Source organism: Eudoraea adriatica DSM 19308 (genome assembly GCF_000382125.1).
Taxonomy (GTDB): Bacteria; Bacteroidota; Bacteroidia; order Flavobacteriales; family Flavobacteriaceae; genus Eudoraea; species Eudoraea adriatica.
This window is the reverse complement of sequence record NZ_KB907555.1, coordinates 1-20,954: the sequence shown is the minus strand read 5'-3', so window position 1 is coordinate 20,954 and position 20,954 is coordinate 1. Positions and strand designations below refer to the sequence as shown.

11 protein-coding genes and 1 tRNA gene are annotated in these 20,954 nt (G+C 40.8%); 6 read left to right on the top strand and 6 right to left on the bottom strand.

Annotated features, from left to right (window positions below; translation table 11 throughout):
* Window position 1: 1 nt before the first annotated feature.
* Window positions 2–1,720, bottom strand: a complete 1,719-nt coding sequence (locus G504_RS0117120) for a GMC oxidoreductase (protein ID WP_019671423.1) — start codon at window positions 1,718–1,720, stop codon at window positions 2–4.
* 175 nt (window positions 1,721–1,895) lie between these two features.
* Window positions 1,896–2,774, bottom strand: a complete 879-nt coding sequence (locus G504_RS0117115; RefSeq protein ID WP_019671422.1) for a helix-turn-helix domain-containing protein — start codon at window positions 2,772–2,774, stop codon at window positions 1,896–1,898.
* Window positions 2,775–2,972: 198 nt separating this feature from the next.
* Here G504_RS0117115 and G504_RS0117110 point away from each other — a divergent pair, with 198 nt between their 5' ends.
* The 5 genes from G504_RS0117110 (at window position 2,973) to G504_RS0117090 (ending at window position 15,266) form a co-directional block, all read left to right on the top strand.
* A complete protein-coding gene (locus tag G504_RS0117110; RefSeq protein WP_019671421.1) occupies window positions 2,973–4,796 on the top strand; it encodes a sodium:solute symporter family protein in 1,824 nt (607 codons plus the stop codon).
* Between the two features lie 4 nt (window positions 4,797–4,800).
* Window positions 4,801–6,000, top strand: a complete 1,200-nt coding sequence (locus tag G504_RS0117105; RefSeq protein WP_169336926.1) for a glycoside hydrolase family 130 protein — start codon at window positions 4,801–4,803, stop codon at window positions 5,998–6,000.
* A gap of 430 nt (window positions 6,001–6,430) precedes the next feature.
* On the top strand, window positions 6,431–9,766 hold the full coding sequence (locus G504_RS0117100) for a SusC/RagA family TonB-linked outer membrane protein (RefSeq protein ID WP_019671419.1): 3,336 nt from the start codon (window positions 6,431–6,433) through the stop codon (window positions 9,764–9,766).
* A gap of 56 nt (window positions 9,767–9,822) precedes the next feature.
* Window positions 9,823–11,583 carry a RagB/SusD family nutrient uptake outer membrane protein gene (locus G504_RS0117095; RefSeq protein WP_240473061.1) on the top strand — a complete coding sequence of 587 codons (1,761 nt, stop codon included), beginning with the start codon at window positions 9,823–9,825 and terminating at the stop codon, window positions 11,581–11,583.
* 107 nt (window positions 11,584–11,690) lie between these two features.
* Window positions 11,691–15,266 carry a VCBS repeat-containing protein gene (locus tag G504_RS0117090; protein WP_040444409.1) on the top strand — a complete coding sequence of 1,192 codons (3,576 nt, stop codon included), beginning with the start codon at window positions 11,691–11,693 and terminating at the stop codon, window positions 15,264–15,266.
* On the opposite strand, the gene G504_RS0117085 is transcribed toward G504_RS0117090, so the two are convergent.
* The 4 genes from G504_RS0117085 to G504_RS0117070 form a co-directional block, all read right to left on the bottom strand.
* Window positions 15,263–16,771 carry a sulfatase family protein gene (locus G504_RS0117085; protein ID WP_157473490.1) on the bottom strand — a complete coding sequence of 503 codons (1,509 nt, stop codon included), beginning with the start codon at window positions 16,769–16,771 and terminating at the stop codon, window positions 15,263–15,265. The genes G504_RS0117090 and G504_RS0117085 overlap by 4 nt on opposite strands.
* Window positions 16,772–16,778: 7 nt before the next feature.
* A complete protein-coding gene (locus G504_RS0117080) occupies window positions 16,779–18,497 on the bottom strand; it encodes a glycoside hydrolase family 9 protein (RefSeq protein ID WP_019671415.1) in 1,719 nt (572 codons plus the stop codon).
* A 50-nt stretch (window positions 18,498–18,547) separates the two neighbouring features.
* Window positions 18,548–19,642, bottom strand: a complete 1,095-nt coding sequence (locus G504_RS0117075) for a bile acid:sodium symporter family protein (RefSeq protein ID WP_026348659.1) — start codon at window positions 19,640–19,642, stop codon at window positions 18,548–18,550.
* 90 nt (window positions 19,643–19,732) lie between these two features.
* The gene (locus G504_RS0117070; RefSeq protein ID WP_157473487.1) at window positions 19,733–20,464 is read right to left on the bottom strand and encodes a carboxylesterase family protein; all 732 of its coding nucleotides are present in this window, start codon (window positions 20,462–20,464) and stop codon (window positions 19,733–19,735) included.
* Window positions 20,465–20,739: 275 nt separating this feature from the next.
* On the opposite strand from G504_RS0117070, the gene G504_RS0117065 reads away from it, so the two are divergent.
* Window positions 20,740–20,823 (top strand) — tRNA-Ser (locus G504_RS0117065).
* Window positions 20,824–20,954: the final 131 nt, after the last annotated feature.

The following is a 20,954-nucleotide window of genomic DNA, read 5'->3' as shown; positions in this document are numbered from 1 at the left end:
TTTAGATATTTTGCTGTTTTAATTGTTCTACGATATAGTCTGATGCACGCCATGACAATGCCAGGATAGTCCAGGTGCAGTTCTTATCTCCCTGCGAGACAAAAGGGCCGGCATCAGTTATAAAAACATTATTTACATCGTGCAATTGTTGAAATTTATTTACGACGGACTTTTTTGGATCATCACCCATTCTGGTAGTACCTACCTCATGTATAATTCTGCCCGGGGCCAGAAGTCCGTAGTCCTCGTCCTTTGAAGGCGTATCGCCGAGAACTTCGCCACCCATATTGTGAATCAATTCTTCAAAAGTGGACTGCATATGCCTGGCCTGATTTCTTTCAAAATCTGACCATTTATAGTTGAACCGGAGTACCGGGATTCCAAACTGGTCCACCGTTGTTGGATCTATTTCACAATAGTTGTCTTCTCTTGCAACTGCTTCGCCCCGGCCTCCGAAACCAAGGACGGAGCCATAATATTTTTTAACATCATTGCGCAAACTATCCCCATATCCTCCGGTTGGTAAACCAAAAAATTTATTGAAATCATTCGGATTAAATCCAAATCCATAATTAGGCATGCCCATTCCTCCCCAGACTTCTATATGGTAACCCCGGGGAAAATCCAGGTTCTTATTATCCAGCCACCAGGGTGTATAAACATGCATGCCACCTACTCCATCTTCATTGTACACTTTACGATTCATGAGGCCGGGGATAAATCCTGCCCGGCTGCTGCCTGTAGAGTCATGAAGATATTTTCCCACAACATTGCTGCTATTTCCAAGTCCATTTGGGTGCTGTTTGCTTTTTGAATTAAGAAGTATCCGTGCAGAACTGCAAGCAGAAGCAGCTAACACCACAACCTTACCTCTTAGCTGATACTCTTTGCGATCATCTTTACTGATATAGGAAACCCCGGTTGCTTTTCCTTCTTCATTGGTAGTTACTTCGCGCACAACGGAATTAACATACAGATCTACCTGGCCTCCACTTTTTTGTGCCGGAAATATCAAACATGAACCAGCGGAAAAATCAGCATAAACCTGGCAGGACCGGGAACATTGGCCACAATAAAAACACACCCCGCGATCATTGTTTATCTTTTTTGTAAGCATGGACATTCTGGAAGGAATAACCGGAATATTCGATTTCCTTGCACCTTTAATATACATAAGTTCATGCAGTCTCGGTTTTGGAGGTGGCAGAAAAAAACCATCAGGATCATTGGGAAGTCCTTCATTCGTTCCAAAAACACCAATGAGCTTATCTACTTTATCGTAATATGGTTTTACGTCTTCATACCCTATGGGCCAGTTTTCGCCCAAACCATCTATATCCTTATGTTTGAAATCATTAGGGCCAAAGCGAAGTGAAATTCTTCCCCAGTGATTGGTTCTGCCCCCTAACATATGCGATCTGTACCAATCAAATTCGGTTCCTTCTTCGCGGGTGTAAGGTTCGCCTTCAATTTCCCAGCCCCCGTATGCCATGTCAAACTCCCCGAAATCCCTTGTGGTACGGGCGCCCCTTCGCGGGGATTCGTACGGCCATTTTAATTGGGTCATTTGTTCAGGATCAGCGGGATCAAAATACGGCCCTGCTTCAACAACGGCAATTTTCAAACCGGCATCCGCCAGCACTTTAGCCGACATGCCTCCACCGGCACCTGAACCAACTATAATGGCATCATACATAGTTGGTGATTCTTTTATTTGCATAAGGTATATTTTTGTATTCTTAGTCCCCTTTAAATTATTATTTGAAGTATAATTTACATCAAATTAGTTCAATTATTTTGTAGTAAGATCTGTTTGGTAGAAATGTACAAGTAATTGACAATTTAGTTTAAGTATTATGCCCTTGAAAATACCAATTTTAAGAAAAGAATTAAAATTATAATACTCTTCGAATTCCGGAAAAATCCTGCCGGTATTTCGAGGGAGTGCTTCCTTTGTTTTTTCTGAATACCCGGTTAAAATTAGCAATACTATTAAACCCGCACATAAATGCAATTTCCGATATACTCAAATCCCTTTCTATTAACCACTTGGAAGCATACCCTATTCGCACCTCGTTAACATATTCCACAAATGTCTTCCCGGTGCGTTTCTTAATAAATCTGTTAAATGAGACACTACTCATATTCATAATATCCGCAACCTCCCGGAGGGTCATTTTTGAAGGGTAATTTTCCTGCACATAATCATACAGTGTCTTAAGTTTATTATTATGTTCAAAATTTTCAAGATGAATAGTAGTAGTAGATAGCAACCTCTGATTTCTTGATGTTGCCAGATCATATAATATCGAAAAAAGTTCCATAAAATAATCAATCCCGCTAAGCTTTGACACCTTCAGTAATCTGGGAGTCATTGCATAGGTAACTTCTTCAGAAAAAAGAATGCCATGGGCAGATTTATCAAACAAATCCTTTATGGGTTTCATAATCCGTCGGCCAAGAAAAGCGGAATTAAATAGGTCATTGTGAAATTGAATTGTTATTTCATGTATGTTTTTCTGTATACACTGATGCTGTTCCCATCCATGAAAAAGATTGGACCCGACCAATACCAGTTCTAGATTGTCTATTTCTTCAATGCTGTCGCCAACGATCCTGCGAATACCTTTGCCATTGGATATAAAATTCAATTCCAGTTCCGGATGGAAATGCACCGGATAATCAAAAAAATCTTTTACCCTGTCAAAAACCAGAAAACTGTCTTCATTGGAAAGAGGTGTGATCTCACGATGAATGCTCTTTAATAATTCCATTATTCATTACCGGATCTGATGTTATAATACAGTGATATGATAAAATAATACCAAAACAATATTAACAAATATTTTAGATTTAACCCAGAATTTGGCAATTGACGGCTATTTATTTTTATAAATATTCAAAAAAGTACGCACATTATTAAAAATTCTGGTTTGTTTGACTAACCCTTATTTTTTAAGAAAAACCAAAACATGCTTCAGGGAGTAGATATTGCAATAATCCTATTATATCTTTTAGCAACTGTGCTCATTGGGCTTATTCTCCGTAAAAAGGCGCAAAGGAGTAAGGATGATTATTTGCTGGGTGGTAAATCCCTCCCCTGGTATATGCTTGGTCTTTCCAATGCCTCGGGGATGTTCGATATTTCCGGCACCATGTGGCTGGTTACCCTAACATTTGTGTATGGGTTAAAAAGCATTTGGATACCCTGGCTATGGCCGGTTTTTAATCAGATATTTCTAATGGTTTATCTCAGCGCATGGTTGCGCCGCTCTAATGTAACCACCGGAGCTGAATGGATATTATTCCGGTTTGGTGAAGGCAAAGGAGGAAGATTATCACACACTGTTGTCGTTGCTTTTGCCATTATAAGCTGCCTGGGGTTTCTTGCCTATGGATTTATTGGCCTTGGAAAGTTTGTCGAAATATTCATCCCATGGGAAGCAGTTAGCGCTTATATACCTTTTGATGTGCCCTTAGAATATGTCCCGCATTTCTATGGAACTGTTTTTACCATGTTCGCGGTATTTTATTCGGTTCTTGGTGGTATGTCCGGTATTGTATGGGCAGATCTTTTGCAGTTTTCAATAATGACCATCTCTTCATTTGCCATAGCTTTTATTGCCTGGCAGGCCATGGGGACAAATATCCTGAATGTTCCTGAGGGCTGGATGGATCCTTTTTTTGGATGGACACTGGATATTGACTGGACCGGGCTTATTGCTGAGGTGAACGATAAGATTTCCTCCGACGGCTATACATTATTTGGATTGTTTTTCATGCTTGTTGTCTTCAAAGGTATCCTGGCCAGTATTGCAGGTCCGGCGCCAAATTACGATATGCAGAAAATACTTTCTACAAAATCGCCGAAAGAAGCGGCTAAAATGAGTGGATTTGTCTCCATTGTACTTATGCCTACCAGATATCTGATGATTGGTGGTTTTGCAATATTGGGTATCCTTTTTTATGATCAGCTGGATCTGCAGCGTGCAGGAATGATCGATTTTGAAAATATTCTTCCCGCAGCGATAAGTAAATTTGTGCCTGTTGGCTTAATGGGGCTGTTATTGGCGGGCCTGCTGGCCGCATTTATGTCAACATTTGCAGGAACCCTGAACGCAGCTCAGGCCTATATCGTAAATGATGTTTATTTAAGATATAAAAAAGACGCAAAACCAAAAGAAATAAAATGGATGAATTACGGGAGTGGTCTGCTCGTTGTACTCATAAGTATTGCCCTTGGTTTCTATGTAGAAGATGTAAATTCTGTTTTACAATGGATAGTCTCTGCGCTTTGGGGAGGCTACGTAGTTTCTAATACCCTGAAATGGCATTGGTGGCGATTTAACGGTTACGGATATTTTTGGGGTATGCTGTCAGGCCTGATCCCCGCCATTATTTTCCCACTAGTATTCAAAGAAACCCTGGAGCTTTATCTGTTCCCTCTGTTTCTTGTAATTACCACGCTTGGTTGCATAATTGGAACCTATATGGGGCCGCCTACTAAAGAAGCCACGCTTATTGATTTTTATAAAAAAACAAGACCATGGGGTTTTTGGAAACCTATACAAGATAAAGTACTTGCTCAGGATCCGGATTTCAGGAAAAATAAAATGTTCAAAATGGACATGTTCAATATTTTTATAGGAACCACTGCGCAGACACTATTGGTAATTATACCTATATATTTAATCCTTAGAGAATATACATCCTTATGGATATCACTTTTGATTTTTGCGGTTTGTGGATTCCTCCTAAAAAAGTTCTGGTGGGATAAGTTAGATGATCAAATGTAACAGGATGGAAGCAGGAAGTCTAAAAAACACAAAACGGATTTGGAATTACGGGCAGCTTATGAGGCATTACCATCAACTCATCAATAAGCCCAATCATGAAATTCCGGAAAGTAACGGGATATTTTCCAGGTATGAACACCCTGTAATAACAGCTGAGCATGTACCTATTAACTGGCGGTACGATTTAAATGCTGAGTCCAACCCATTTGGATTGGAAAGAATAGGGGTTAATTCTGCATTTAACGCAGGGGCAATTAAATGGAACGACAGGTATATGCTTGTGGTAAGGGTTGAAGGCAGCGACAGGAAGTCTTATTTTGCCTTTGCAGAAAGCCCGGACGGGATAAATAAATTTAAATTCCTGGAAAAGCCTTTACTGCTGCCACAACTAAATGATCCGGATATTAATGTCTACGATATGCGCCTTACCGCCCATGAAGATGGTTTCGTTTACGGTATTTTTTGTACAGAAAGAAAAAATCCGGATGCGCCATTGGAGGACACCTCTTCAGCAATAGCCAATGCAGGGATCATAAGATCAAAAGATTTAAAAAAATGGGAGCGCCTGCCCGATTTAATCTCGGGCTCCAGGCAGCAAAGAAACGTAACACTGCACCCGGAATTTGTACAGGGAAAATACGCTATATACACCAGACCCCAGGACGGTTTTATTGAGACCGGTACCGGAGGGGGCATTGGACTGGGGTTTATAGAAGACATGAACCGTCCGGAGATAATCAATGAGGCGATCATAAACCAAAAAGCCTACCATACAATATATGAATTAAAAAACGGCCTGGGGCCATCACCGATTAAAACCAAAGAAGGCTGGCTTCACCTGGCCCACGGAGTCCGCAATACAGCTGCCGGTTTACGATATGTACTATATCTGTTCATGACAGATCTGAAAGACATATCCAAAGTCGTTTATCAACCGGGGGGATATTTTATGGCCCCGAAGGATAAAGAATTTATCGGAGATGTGGGCAATGTACTTTTTTCTAATGGCTGGATAGCAGATAATGACGGTACCTTATATATATATTATGCCTCTTCGGATACAAGAACACATGTAGCGACTTCATCTATTGATATATTGGTTGACTATTGTAAAAACACACCGCCGGACAAGTTTTCAACCAATAAATCCGTTAAAAATATTTTGAACTTAATAGATATAAATGAAATATATTATCAAAAGTAGTTTCCCCACCCTGCGCTTGGATTTTTTGAATTAGCGCGTAGTTTCCCATAACTGACTGGCAAATCAATGGGAAACAATTGCAGATTAGATGTCCTTATTTGTAAAGGCAGCATCAGTAGCGTAGTAAGCAACGCCTTTTGGTTAAAGCCAAAAGGTGTTGTTTTACTAAAAAAGGGAACAAGAGTCTGTTATTTGGATTGAAAAAGCAACAAAATGTTAAATTTATAAATATAACAAATCCTTAATATTTCATTATTTGACTAATAATTGATAAAATATTGTCAATGTTTATTATATAATTCACATAATTTTATTAATATTATCCAAAATTTATGGTTTATTTTAACATTTACCGAAAACGATTTCGCGTTAAATGTGTAATAAAAACATGAAAATCAATTAATTAAAGCTAACTAAACATTAAACGATTATGATTCTAAAAAGTGATTATCACTCGTTAAAATCTTGTGCAGGTAAAATTAGCAAGCCCGGTATCAAGATTTTTTCATTACTTATGGGTCTTGTTTGTTCGTTTGCTATCGCAGCACCAACAACAAGTCTTGAAACAGTAACAACGATTGAAGAATTTCAATCCACCATCACCGGTACTATTACAGATGCAAGCGGAGTTCCGCTTCCTGGTGCCAATGTGGTAATTAAAGGAACCTCAACTGGTGCTGCGGCCGATTTTGATGGAAATTACACCATCCAGGCCAGTCCGGGAGATGTCCTTGTGTTTTCCTACACCGGTTATAATTCAACCGAAATAACTGTAGGAACGTCCAATGTTATCAATGTAACCCTTGAAGAAGGGCTTACCTTGGACGAAGTTGTAGTAACAGGGTATACCGTTGAATCCAAAAGGGAAACCACTGCTGCTGTATCTATTGTTAGTGCTGAGGAGTTGGCAGCAATTCCTTCCGGTAACGTAGAGCAGCAATTGGCAGGTAGGGTTGCAGGTGTAACTGTAATTACTAATGGTCAGCCAGGAACTGCGAGTCAGGTCAGGGTACGTGGTTATGGTGGTTTTGGTGGAAACCAACCACTGTATATAGTAGATGGGGTACCTATTCAGGATATAGGTTTCTTAAGCCCGGACGATATTGCTACTACCACAGTACTTAAGGATGCTGCCGCAGCTTCTATTTATGGGGCAAGAGCAGCAAACGGTGTAATCGTTTATACAACAAAACAAGGAGCGCGTGGTGATCGAAAAACCAACATTTCAATTAATATCCAAAGTGGTGTTACAGACCCTAACGTAGCTGGTTCACCAAAAATGCTGAATCCACAGGATATGGCGGAATACACGCATATAGGCTACAGAAACAATGCTGCGGCCAATGGTACTACACCTCAGTACACGCATCCGCAATACGGCTCTAATGCAACACCAACCTTTCCGGATTATTTGCATGCAGATGGCCTGAATGGTGTTTCAGCCAGTGATATTAATTTAGCGCAGATCCGTGCTAACTACGAGGCAGATCCTGAAAACGTCTTCTTAATCCAGCCAAATCTGGCAGGAACGAACTGGTACAGAGAAATAACCAGGATTGCACCGGCTTTAAGAGCGAACATTGGTTTTGATGGGGGTAACGAGAATGGTCGCTTCTATATAGGCTTAAGTATGCAGTCTCTTGACGGTATCCTTTTGGCCAACAGTCAGGACAGGTTTACCGCCCGTTTTAATTCAGAATTTGATCTGGCTCCCTGGTTGAGTGTTGGTGAAAACCTGCAAATGACGTACAATTCAGTTGTAGGACAGACCGGTGATAACGGAGGACAGGGAATTGCCAATGATGAATCTGAAGTACTTTCGGCCTATCGTATGCCTACCATTATCCCGGTATTTGATGACTTTGGCAGCTATGCCAGTACAAGGGCAGCCGGTTTTAATAACCCGCGAAACCCGGTTAGAAGACTGGAACAGGACAGAGGAGATGATGTTGCGTTTTCTGCAAGTGTCTTTGGTAATTTCTATGCACTGATCAAACCTTTCGATGGTTTTACTTTCAGGAGCAGCATAGGTGGTTATTATTTTAATTTCACGAATAGAGACTATAATTACAGATATTTAGGAGATTCTGAACCTCAGGCAAGTTTTTCGTTTAGCGAAGGATCTAATTATGGATTCTCATGGACGTTTACCAATACTATTACCTATGAGAAATTATTTGCTGACAAACATAAAATAAAAGTTTTACTCGGACAGGAAGCAATTGAAGGAACCAATACGCCAGTGGCAGCGCCGGCAGGAAGAAGGATCCAGGGATCTGGTATTAATCCCTTTTCTACAGATTTAGATTTTGTAACCCTCTCTGCGGTGCAGAGCCCGGTAGTTCAAAGTTTTATCTTCAAAGGTGCTAATTTCAGTTCCTTATTCGGTCAGCTTCAGTATAACTATGACGAAAGATACTATCTTTCTGCAGTTGTAAGGCGAGACGGTTCTTCGGTTTTCGGAGCTAACAACAGATATGGTACATTTCCTGCATTCTCAGCAGCATGGAGGATTATTGGCGAATCTTTTATGGATAACCAAAACTTATTCCAGGATTTAAAAGTCCGGGCAGGATGGGGGCAAATGGGTAACTCCAACAATGTGGATCCTGCTAACCAGTTTTCTCTAGCAGCTTCTCGATTGGATAATACCTTTTATCCTATAGGTGGCCAGAACAGTGGCGCCGATGAAGGTTTTGCCACAAGTCGTATAGGTAATCCGGATGCCAAGTGGGAGACCAGTACAACTACAAACATTGGTTTTGATGCTACTATTCTGGACAACCATGTAGATATTGAATTTGACTGGTGGAAAAGAGATACGGAAGACCTGCTCTTCGTTGTACCATTGGCAGGTGTTACAGGTAATTTCGCAAGTGCACCATCCAGAAACGTTGGAAAAATGTTCAATCGTGGAGTTGATTTACGAGTAGTCTGGAATGGCAACTTCACCGAGGATTTTAGATTTGAATTTGCCGTTAATAATACGTTCCTTAAAAACGAAGTAGTAGAATTTGCGCCAGGAATAGAATTTTTGGACGGAGATAGTTTTAGAGGGATAGCCCCAACAAGGAATCAGATTGGCAAGCCATTATCTTCCTTTTTTGGTTATGACGTACTAGGATACTTTGATAGTGCTGCAGATGTGGCAAATTCTCCTGCACAAGATGGCGCCGGAGTAGGAAGGTTTAAGTACAGGGATGTTAACGGAGATGGTGCAATAACGCCAGATGACAGAACCTATCTTGGTGATCCAATTGCTGATTACAGTGGTGGTGCAACTATAGATTTGAAGTATAAGGATTTAAGAATGGAGATGTTCTGGAACTGGTCTACCGGTCTTGAGGTATTTAACCAATCCAAATGGTTTAGAGATTTCTTTGGCACATTTGAAGGTTCCGCAAAAGGCGTTGCTGCATTTAACTCCTGGACTCCGGAGTTAGGAAACAGCGCAGCTGCTCCTATCTGGGAAAGTGCATCTAACCTTAGTACAAGTGGAGCTTCCAATTCCTGGTATGTAGAAGATGGTAGCTATGCAAGGCTTCAGAGACTTGCCTTTACCTACTCTTTTAGTCAACTAGTTGAAAATTCAAATGTACTTAGCAAATTTGATGTAGGGATTTCTGCCAATAATATCTGGACCATAACCGGTTATAGCGGATTGGATCCTGTAGTAGGTGGAGATGCCGACGTAAGATTTGGTATTGATGTTGGTAACTATCCGGTTACACCATCTTATCTAATAAATGTTAATATTGGACTCTAAGACCTTGATTATGAAAAATTATGAAAAATTTTTAATTATATTTGAAAAAAAAAGTTATGATGACAATTAGAAAAATTAAACATTTCGGAGTGTTCGTTATGTGTGCCCTGGTTTTGGGTATCTCATGTAGCGATGAATTTTTAGAGGTACCACCTGCCGGTTCTTTGGCTGATGCCCAGTTGGGAACAAAAGATGGTATTGAAGGACTTCTTATTGGTACGTATTCTGCATTGAATGGCGTATTTGGAAACAGGTTCGAAGGACCCAACCATTGGATTACCGGTTCTATTTTGGGTGGTGAGGCCAATAAAGGAACGGATGCCGGGGATTATTCATCGATTAACCCTGTTCAGCGTTATGAAACAGATCCCACTCAGGGCGATTTAAATAACCTGTGGCGCGGTCGTTACGAAGGCGTATCGAGGGCTAATAGGGTTCTAGCAACTGTTACTGCCAACCCGGACGCTTTAACAGCAGCCGACGCAGCTAGAATTACTGGAGAGGCAAGAATGTTACGTGGTCACTTTTACTTTGATCTACAGAAGCATTATGGTAGTATCCCTGTTTTTGACGAAACAGTACCGGCAGAGGAAGTAATCCTCGTTGCTAATACAGGAACAGCCTGGGCACAGATTGAAGCCGATTTCCAATATGCCTATGATAACTTGCCTGAGGTAACTGATGCAGGACGTGTTAATAAATGGGCTGCTGCTGCCTATATGGGCAAAGCTAAATTATTTCAAGGGAAGTTTTCTGAAGCAATAACATGGTTTGATGATGTTATTGCCAATGGTGTTACTTCCAACGGTTTGAAATATGCATTATTGGATGATTATTCGCAAATATACAATGCGGAAAATGACAACCATGCAGAAGCTGTTATGGATGTTGAATCTGCTAATAATACGGGAAGTACTGCAAATGCTAATTATTTTGATGACCTGAACTATCCGTATAATACTGGTCCTGACGGTCCCGGTAACTGCTGTGGGTTTTTCCAGCCGAGTTTTTCAATGGCTAACTCCTTTAGAACACAAGCTAATGGTTTACCATTGCTAGACGGGTCCTATAATGATCCTGCTAATGAAGTACAAAACAGTTTCTTCCATGTTGTAGTTGATGGCAACGATGAAGCTACGTTTGTACCAGATGCTGGTCCGTTAGATCCAAGAATAGATCACTCCATAGGAAGAAAATCCATTCCTTATTTAGATTGGATTCCTCATCCAGGTTCAGCCTGGATCAGAAGTTTCCCTTATGCGGGTCCTTACTCTCCTAAGAAATATATCTATTACAAATCACAGGAGAATTCGTTTACAGATGGTAGTTCATGGACTCGTGGTTACGCGCTTATGAATTATACTATTATTCGCTTTGCAGATGTACTTCTTATGGCCGCAGAAGCAGAAGTTGAAGCAGGGTCACTTACCAAAGCATTGGATTATGTTAACCAGGTTCGTGCGAGAGCTGCTCTTTCTGAACATTGGGTTAAAAATGAAGATGGCACAGATGCCGCTAACTATAACATCTCAGAATATACTGCCGCTGACTTTGCTACACAAGACGCTGCAAGGACTGCAGTCCGTTTTGAAAGAAAGCTTGAGCTTTCTGGTGAAGGGCACCGTTTCTTTGACCTGGTTCGTTGGGGCGTTGCCGCTGAGGAATTAAATGCATATTTGGCATACGAGGGTCAGTACCTGGTTACCAAATTTGGTGGGGCAAGCTTTACAGCGGGTAAAAATGAACTTATGCCTATTCCACAAGCACAAATAGATATTCAGGGCCCTGATGTTTTAGCTCAGAATCCCGGGTACTAATAAATTTATATTTTTATTTTATGAAAGGCCGCTGAAAAGCGGCCTTTTTATTTGTCCATGTGCCAAGGTTCTTGCATTTTTGTATGTTGATTCAAAAAAAAGGTTCCATGAGAATAAATAGTATTATAGCAACTATTGGCTTATTATCAATACTAACATCGAGCTGTGAAAACGGTAAAAAAAATACAGCTCTTTTCCAAAGCGTTACTCCCCAAAATTCCGGATTGTATTTTACTAATGCGTTGACCGAAAATGACTCCATTAATATTCTTGATAATGAGTTTGTCTACAATGGGTCCGGGGTGGCACTGGGAGACCTGGATGGTGATGGTCTAGATGATATTTTTTTAATCGGTAATCAGGTAGATAACAAATTGTTCCTTAACGAAGGGGCATTAAAATTTAAGGATATATCTGTTGCAGCAGGAATAATTAAACCAGATTCTCTGCTATGGTCATCCGGCGTATCTATTCTTGATATTAATCTTGATGGGAAACAAGATGTTTACATATGTAACACCTTCTATAAGAGTCCTGAAAGAAGAAGAAACCTGCTGTATGTTAACCAGGGTAATAATCAGGCAGGCACTCCCCTATTCCGGGAAATGGCCGCAGATTATGGTATTGCAGATACTACCTACTCCTCTCATGCACAATTTTTTGATTATGATAATGATGGCGACCTGGATCTTTTTATTGGGGTAAACAGGATAGAAGGAATAAATCCAAGCCAGTTTAGCCCCCTGGAGGACGATGGAACATCCCTCAGTCGGGACAAGTTGTATCAAAACAACCAGGATGAAAATTCGGACCACCCTGTATTTAAAGATGTGTCAGAAGAAGCCGGAATCCGCTTTCACGGTTATAGCCATAGCACGCTCATACATGATTTTAACGATGACGGCTGGATGGACATTTATGTGGCAAATGATTTTCTGAGCAATGACCTTATTTATATAAATAATCAGGACGGGACCTTTACCAATCGAGCCGGAGATATCTTCAAGCATTTTAGCCTTTCTTCCATGGGTAGCGACATTGCTGATGTGAACAATAACGGTGAAATGGATATTTTCACTTCCGAGATGCAACCGTATTACAACAAACGAAAGAAATTATTCCAGGGCCCCAGTAGTTATCAGAAAGAAATTTTTACCAAAAAATACAATTACGAATCCCAGTATACCAGAAATACGTTACAACTTAATCATGGTGCTAATCCGGAAACCGGACTTCCAATATTTGGCGATACCGGTATGTTTGCCGGGATTCAGGAAACAGACTGGAGTTGGGCGCCGCTTTTTGCCGATTACGACAATGACGGCTGGCAGGACCTGTTTATTACAAACGGATTTCCAAAAGATGTAACCGACAGGGATTTTGGGGATTTTCGAATCACGGCCAGCAGATTGGTTAGCAAGGAAAAACTGATAGCTGCTATTCCAGAGATAAAAATTCCAAATTTTATGTTCCGAAATACAGGAGACCTCAATTTTGAAGATGTAACGGATGCCTGGGGCCTCAATTTTGGCACCTACTCCAATGGCGCTGCATACGGAGATCTGGATAATGACGGGGATCTGGATTTGGTCATCAATAATATCAATGATCCTGTTTTGCTAATGGAAAACAGGCTTACCCAGATAAATCCTGAAAGCCATTATTTAAGGGTCAAATTAAAAGGCTCTGATAAAAATCCGGCTGCCTTTGGCAGTATGGTTGAAATTTATTCGGATGGTATGCGTCAGAAGAAGTCATTAATTTCGGGGCGCGGTTATCTCTCCAAACCTGAAAGTGTGTTGCACTTTGGACTTGGTACTAACTCTGCCATAGATTCGATTACAGTTATTTGGCCGGGTGGTGGTGTTCAAAAGCTGCCGGGACAGGAGTCTGATAAGGTGCTCGAGATAGTTTATGATCCGGAATTGCTGGAATCTGATTTAGAATGGGATTCCCCGTTAAACCCTTTGTTCAAAGAAGCTGCCAACAAGTATAATTTGGTATATGAAAGTCGGGATCTCGATTTTATCGATTTTAATTTTCAGCGTACACTGCCACATAAATTCTCTCAATATGGTCCATCTCTTGCTGTTGGCGACATTAATAATGATGGCCTGGATGACATGCTTATCGGAGCCAGTAGAAAATTTGCCGAAACCTGGTTTATACAGCAAAAGGACGGAACCTTTGTTCAAAAGGAAGTTAATTACAAACAAAGTACTGAACTGGAAGAAGAAGATGCCGGAACGCTCCTCTTTGATGCCGACGGGGATCAGGACCTGGATCTATATATTGCCCGGGGTTGTGCTCAGTATCCGGAGGGAAATATATTTTATAAAGATATTTTGCTACTAAATGATGGCAATGGAAATTTTTCCGAATCTGCAGGAGGTATCCCGGATATGAGAAGCAATTCATCTACAGTCCGAGCTTCTGATTACGACAGGGATGGAGACCTCGATCTTTTCATTGGAAGCCGCGTACTTCCAATGGCTTACCCAAAAGCAGACCGTTCCTATATTTTAAGGAATGAAAGTACAGAAGGTAAGGTCAGTTTTATTGATGTAACTGATCAGGTATCGCCTGAATTAAAATATCCGGGGCTTATAAGTGACGCCTTATGGACCGATTTCAACGGAGATTACTGGCCCGACTTAATTTTGGCCGGGGAATGGATGCCAATTCGTTTTTTTGAAAACAAAAATGGAACACTGCAGGAAATTACGAATTCCACTGGGATTCAGGATAATTCTGGCTGGTGGAACAGTCTGGCCGCAGCGGATTTGGATAACGATGGAGATACAGACTACGTAGCTGGTAATTTTGGCAAGAATATTTATTTTAAAGCAGATAAAGAGACCCCTGTGCGCTTATATGCGAAGGATTTGGATGATAATGGGATGATAGATCCACTCATGTCCTATTATCTAAGAGATAGCGTGGGCACTAAGAAAGAATACCTCTATCATTCCTGGCAGGATGTTGTGAAGCAGTATGTGGGAATTCGAAAAAGATTCAACTCTTTTGGAGAATTTGGTGAAGCCACATTACCCGAAGTTTTCCCTGATGGATTACTGGATGATGCCATGAAACTTACATTTAACTATATGGAGACTTCATGGATTGAAAATCTTGGTGATGGAAGGTTTGAAAGTCATCCGCTGCCTATTGACGCGCAACTTGCACCGGTATACGGTATTCTGATCACTGATATAAATAATGATAATTTTATGGATATTGCGTTGGTTGGGAATGACTTTGGTATGGAAGTGCAACAGGGCCCTGCAGATGCTTTTGTTGGCATGGTGATAAAGAATAATGGAAAAGGAAGCTTTGAAGCTATGTCTCTTGAGGAGAGTCATTTCTTTGTTCCTGGCGATGGAAAAAGTCTTGTAAGGTTAAGTATAGCTAATGAAAAGTCTGTATTGGTAGCATCACAAAACAATGACTTCATAAAAGTTTATGAAACCACTACAAATCCGGCTCCCCAGCTTATACCGCTAAAAGCGAATGAAGTTAAGTGTGTCTTGTATTTTAAAGATAACAGCAGTCAAACACAGGAATTCTATTGGGGTTCCTCATTTCAATCACAATCCAGCCGAAATGTTGAAGTCAACCCAGATGTCAGTCGGGTAGAGTTCTATGATAACACGGGTAAAAAAAGCCGTACACTAAGCTTTTAGTGCTCGTTTTTATGTTTAAAATCCCCAAAGCGGTATTTAACTGTTCGCTTCAAAGGGATGTTCATCCCGTTTGTTGCTTCCAGCCAATCATATATCGCAGCAGACATGGATTTAGCAATTTCCTGTTTGTCAGGGTCTGCAATCAAATTGTACATCTCTTCAGGATCGTTCTTTAGATCGTATAATTCATTTCTATCCCAGATTCCGTGATACTTAATGTATTTGTATTGATCTGAACGCATTCCAAAAACGGTTGGGGTCATTGGAAAATCATACTCCCAGTAATATTCATAAAATATTTCTTTCCGTGAAGCCACCTCTGAATTACCGGTCAAAATCGGGATAAATGAAACTCCCGGCATGTTTTCAGGCTGTTTAACCCCTGCTTCGGCCAGAACTGTAGGTCCAATATCAATATTCTGTACCATTTGCTGAGGAGTCTTGCCTCCTTCAAATAACTCCGGACAGCGAACAAGCAGAGGAACCTTTACAGACTCTTCATAAAAATGCCTTTTGTCTATCAGCCCGTGCTCACCCCAACTAAAACCGTTATCCCCCATATAAATTACCAGGGTTGATTCATCAATTCCTTCTTTTTTTAAATACTCCATAACGGTACCCACACTTTCATCAACCCCGAGGAGCGTTTCGCAGTAATCTACGACCATTTCATATAGGTCCCGGTTGGAATGGTACATATAGTCTACCCCATGCCAGCTAATACGCTGGTCAGCCACCCATTGCGGCCATTTTAAATCCCTGTATTTCCCCGTTTTAGTCTGTTCATAGGTTACGGGCAATTTTATCCTTTTGCCCTTGTAGATGCCTTTATGTCTCTTAGCCGGCTGAAAACCTGCGTGAACGGCTTTATGTGAGAGGTACAGAAAGAATGGTTTACTCTTATCTCTTTTTTCCATCCAATCTACGGCATGTTCCGTTAAGAGATCAGTGATATAGGTAGAATCCTTATATGCTATTCTTTCTCCGTTAATGTTTAAGGTGGGATTATAGTATACCCCTTGTCCCGGAAAACTTTCCCAATGTGTAAATCCCGGCTGGGGTTCATCGCCATGGTCGCCCATATGCCATTTTCCAAAAAATCCGGTTTGATACCCCGCTTTTTGAAGATACTCCGGAAAATAGGTCAGATTCCCCGGATCCGGCGCCTGGTTATCTACAATTGTGTGGCTATGCGAGAACTGCCCGGTTAGGATAGAAGCCCTGCTTGGGGAGCAGAGAGAAGTAGTTACAAACGTATTGGGCAGGTATGCCCCTTCAGAGGCCAGCTTATCCATATTTGGGGTTTGCAACCAAGGAACTTTCCCTGTGAATCCCATATAGTCATACCTATGGTCATCCGTAAGTATAAAAATTACATTCCGGGGTTTTGTCTTTTGAACAGCACTCGAATCGTTCTCTGTTTCTGTATTCGCAAAAGTCATTTCAGTACTTCCACTAAGGATCCATAGCCCTAATAAAGCAAGTATCGTTTTTTGTATTCTCATAATTTGGTTATTTAGATTCTTGTTCCAGGAAGCCCAGTATATAAGTCAAAGGGGAATTCCAGTTTAAACATATTTCATTGCTTGCGTAACTGTCCTCATGATCTGTCCAGCTTTTCATTGGTGCTACATTTTCAGGATAAATAACCCCGTCAGACATATCTTGCCTGTCATAGTTCGGTCCTCCGGAAAGTAGTCCCGGAACCGGATCCACTATTCCGTCAGCAGCGCTCTGCCTGTGATGAATAAACATAGGTGGGTTATCTCCAAAGCCGGTTACAAAGCTATATCCAACGGCATTGGTTCCAAGGACATAATCTGCAGCTTGCCTTACTGCATCTAAATATTCCGGTTTTTTTTCAAGTCTGTACGCCTGTGCAATAATCATAGCTGTATTAAGAACATCGCTATTTGATCCCCATTGAAAATCATCCACACACTGAAAATAATCATTTGTTTTTGATTTTGCAGCGAGGTCATCTGCGGTATGTAATAGCCCTTCACGTAATGAGTTGTATAGTTCATCCGGAATGAGCGATTTGTTTTCCAAAAGCGAAAATATGCCCATAAACCTCATAAATTTTGTCCAGCCGTCTCCCGCACTATAAGTGAAATCTATTTCTTCTTTATTTAGTTTATCGAGATAAGTGTTGTCAGTAGTAGTGACATACAATTGTGTTCGGGCCCAGAAGAATTCATCATCAAAATCAGTATCCCCATATTGCCCTGTACTAATATCCTCCGGATTAACAAACTCAACTTCCGGATTTTCTACGGACCAGGAATAGGCCTTTTTCGCAGCCTGAAGGCATCTTTTCGCATAGATGGAATCATAGGGCATGAAAACCCGGGCAGCTTGTGCAGCCGCTCCTGCAAAATCCAGGCTGGCAGCAGTTCCTTTGCCAACAATATATCTTTGGTTTATAGCCTCATGTGGCATAACCATCCCTTCAAAATTTTTGGTTGTAAGTTTGTGAAACAACCCTCCGTCTTCGTCCTGCATTGTGAGTACCCAGTCCATCTCGTATTTGAGTTCATCTAAATAATCACTTATATCATTTCCGCTTTCCGGTATATTTAAGTCTCCATCTGTTACGCATTTTGGATATTGCTCCTCCAATAAAAAGTATTGTCCCAGCGGAAATGACGCATTTACTACATACTTATTATAGTCCCCGGCGTCATACCACCCTTTGGGTGATTTTAAAAACCCGGTTTTTTTGCCGCTGGATGTGTGAAATATTACGGAATCATCGGGATGCCCCAGGGCTCTTTTCCACTTTGATGCGTATTTCTCCTTAAGAGCCATGCCGGCTCGCTGATAGTACAAAGCCTTTATTGAACCATGAAAAACAGGAAGCAAAACATGATCCTTTACTTCAAAAGGAAATGAGTATCCAAGCTCTTCAATATACAATTGATAGGAGCCTTCATTTGTTAATTCACTAAAATCTGCAATGCGTACCTGTTCACCGGCCAATTCCCAGATAAAAGGCCCCGAGATCTCCCCGGAAAAAACTGTCTCACCAGAATTGCTTTCAATAATCCGGAAATTACTGATTTCTGACTCGGTAATGACCACCGCCTTTTTTGTTGCACCGGGATAGTAACCGATCTGGTTTAGCCTAATTTGATTACTAAAGGTTCCATCATTCGGAGGAGCCTCCTCTTTACAACCAAACGTAAATAAAAGAACCAATATGCCATATACACCAATTAACCTGCTCATAGTTTACCAATCAATTACTTGTTGAATATCTTTTTTCTAACTGAATAATATTAGGACATTTTTTTTGTTTCCTCCAATTCCACAACTGGTTTTCCCCGCCACCAGGTTGCCAAACTGGAACCAGTAATATTCATCATAGGCCCAAATACGGCAGGAGCCAGACCCATTGTGGCAACCCTGCCCATTTCCAAAGCAATTCCCGAGGCCAGTCCGGCATTTTGCATGCCTACTTCGAAGGCTACTGTACGCGCAGACTTCCTGTCAAGCCCAAATACCCTGCTTCCCCAGTAGCCAAATAAATACCCAATTAAATTATGCAAAATTACAGCGACTATCAGGAGTAAACCAAGTGTCAGGAGAGAATCCCTGCCGGCTGCAGTTATTATTGTTATGATAATTGCTATACCTGCCATAGAGACTACCGGCATTGCTTTATCCAGCCATTTAAATCTTCCATGTGCAAATCTGTTGAATATCAGACCGGCAATGATAGGTATAATAACAATTTTTACAATGCTCCAAAGCATTCCCAAAAAATCTATAGGCACCAGCTGATTTGCTAAAACCTTCATAAGCAAAGGCGTAAATAGCGGGGCCAGCAAGGTAGCCACCGCTGTCAGAGTGAGCGAAAGCGCAAGGTTTGCTCCGGAAATATAGGCCATTACATTAGATGCCAGTCCGCTTGGAGAGCTGCCAACCAAAATAATTCCGGCCGCAATTTCAGCAGGAAATCCAAATGCAGTTGCCAGGCCATAACCCACAAAAGGCATAATAGTAAACTGACATATAATGCCAACCAAAACACCTTTAGGCATTTTTACAACGCCTTTGAAGTCCTGAATACTCATAGCAGTGCCCATTCCAAACATTATTAGCATCAGCAAGGGCACTATTAGCTTTTTAAGATCGAAGTTTCCTGCTTTGGAAAAAAATTCCGGATAGAACATGGAAGCAGTTACGGCAGCAAATATTAGAATTGTAAATGAAAAACCTTTTAATGAATCAAAATTTCGTATAGCCAGGGCAAGCGATATAAAAAATAGTATCAATACAGGACCAAGCTTAGTTATATCATCCAAAACGAATAAGATGACCGCAAGTATTCCGGAGCTGATGGTTATACCTGATATTATTTTTTTATACATTAATTGGTTGGTTTCTCCTCAATAAATATACTATCTATTTAAGCCTTATTCCTTGGAATTACATTAAAAAAGTAATGATATGAGCATTTATTATTCGCTACGTTTTTGTTTCATTAACCAAACATATAATTCTTCTGTATTGTATGCCTGCACCCATGCGTTATGCCCCACTCCTTCATATTTGGTAAATTGTACGTCATAGCCCATTTCCTGCAACCTGTTAACCATATTCTGAGATTCGGAAACAGGTATGGATTTATCTTCGGTTCCATGAAATACCCAAATGGGCATATTTTTATTTATCCAGCCTGCGTAGGGTACCGGAGCCATACCGCATACTACTGCCAGGGCAGCAAATTTATCCGGGTATTGCACTGCCAGTTCCCATGCTGCGCCTCCACCCCTGCTTAAACCCGTAAGATAAACTCTATCTTCATCAACCCGGTTATTTTTGATAATTGTATCCAGCAATTGCATTACCGCCCTGGTATTCCACCACTTTCTTTTGTGAGGGTTCTGGGGAGCCAGTATTAAAAAAGGAAAATCTTTTCCTTCTGCTAATAGCTTAGGAGGACCATTTGACTTAAGATCTTCCAGAGTGCCCCCGGATTCTCCTCCCCCGTGCAAAAACAAAAGGAGTGGAAATTTTTCGTTTTTCCCTTCTTCATATCCCTTTGGATAATACAGGTAATATTGCAGGTTTTCAATCGAAATCGTTTCTTTTTCATCAGCAATCAATTGCGATTGTGACGAACAGGCCTGAAAAGAAAGCAGGCAAAAAACAAGTAAAGTTTTTAGAACAATAGAAGTGATATTTCGCATTTTTAACATTGTTATCCCGGATAAGTTTCCATTTGGGTAAAATAACTATTGGATTAAAAGGATGTTTTTAATTATAGGCGCTCCTGAAATTAGTTAAATTATTTCGTTTTCATGCAAATTAAAATTTAAGGTTCATCTTTTAAAATTTATACTTTCCCAAAAAAATCAAAATGTGCATCCTGTGCCTTAAATATTCAACAAAAAAGTTGCGTTACAGGATATGAAGAATTACATTTGCATCCGCATTTTACAATGCACGTTCATTTAAAAATTCAGGAGAGGTGCCGGAGTGGTAACGGAGCAGATTGCTAATCTGTCGACGCGTAAGTGTCGCCTGGGTTCGAGTCCCAGTCTCTCCGCTTTCGCCAGCCTATTTCCGCCAGGGGCGGAACCGGCAGGCTACAGCGGACACGTCCGCACAAGTTCATACACAACTAGAGAAAATTATGTTTGTATATTCTCTTTAGTGAAAAACGTTCTAGATATTATG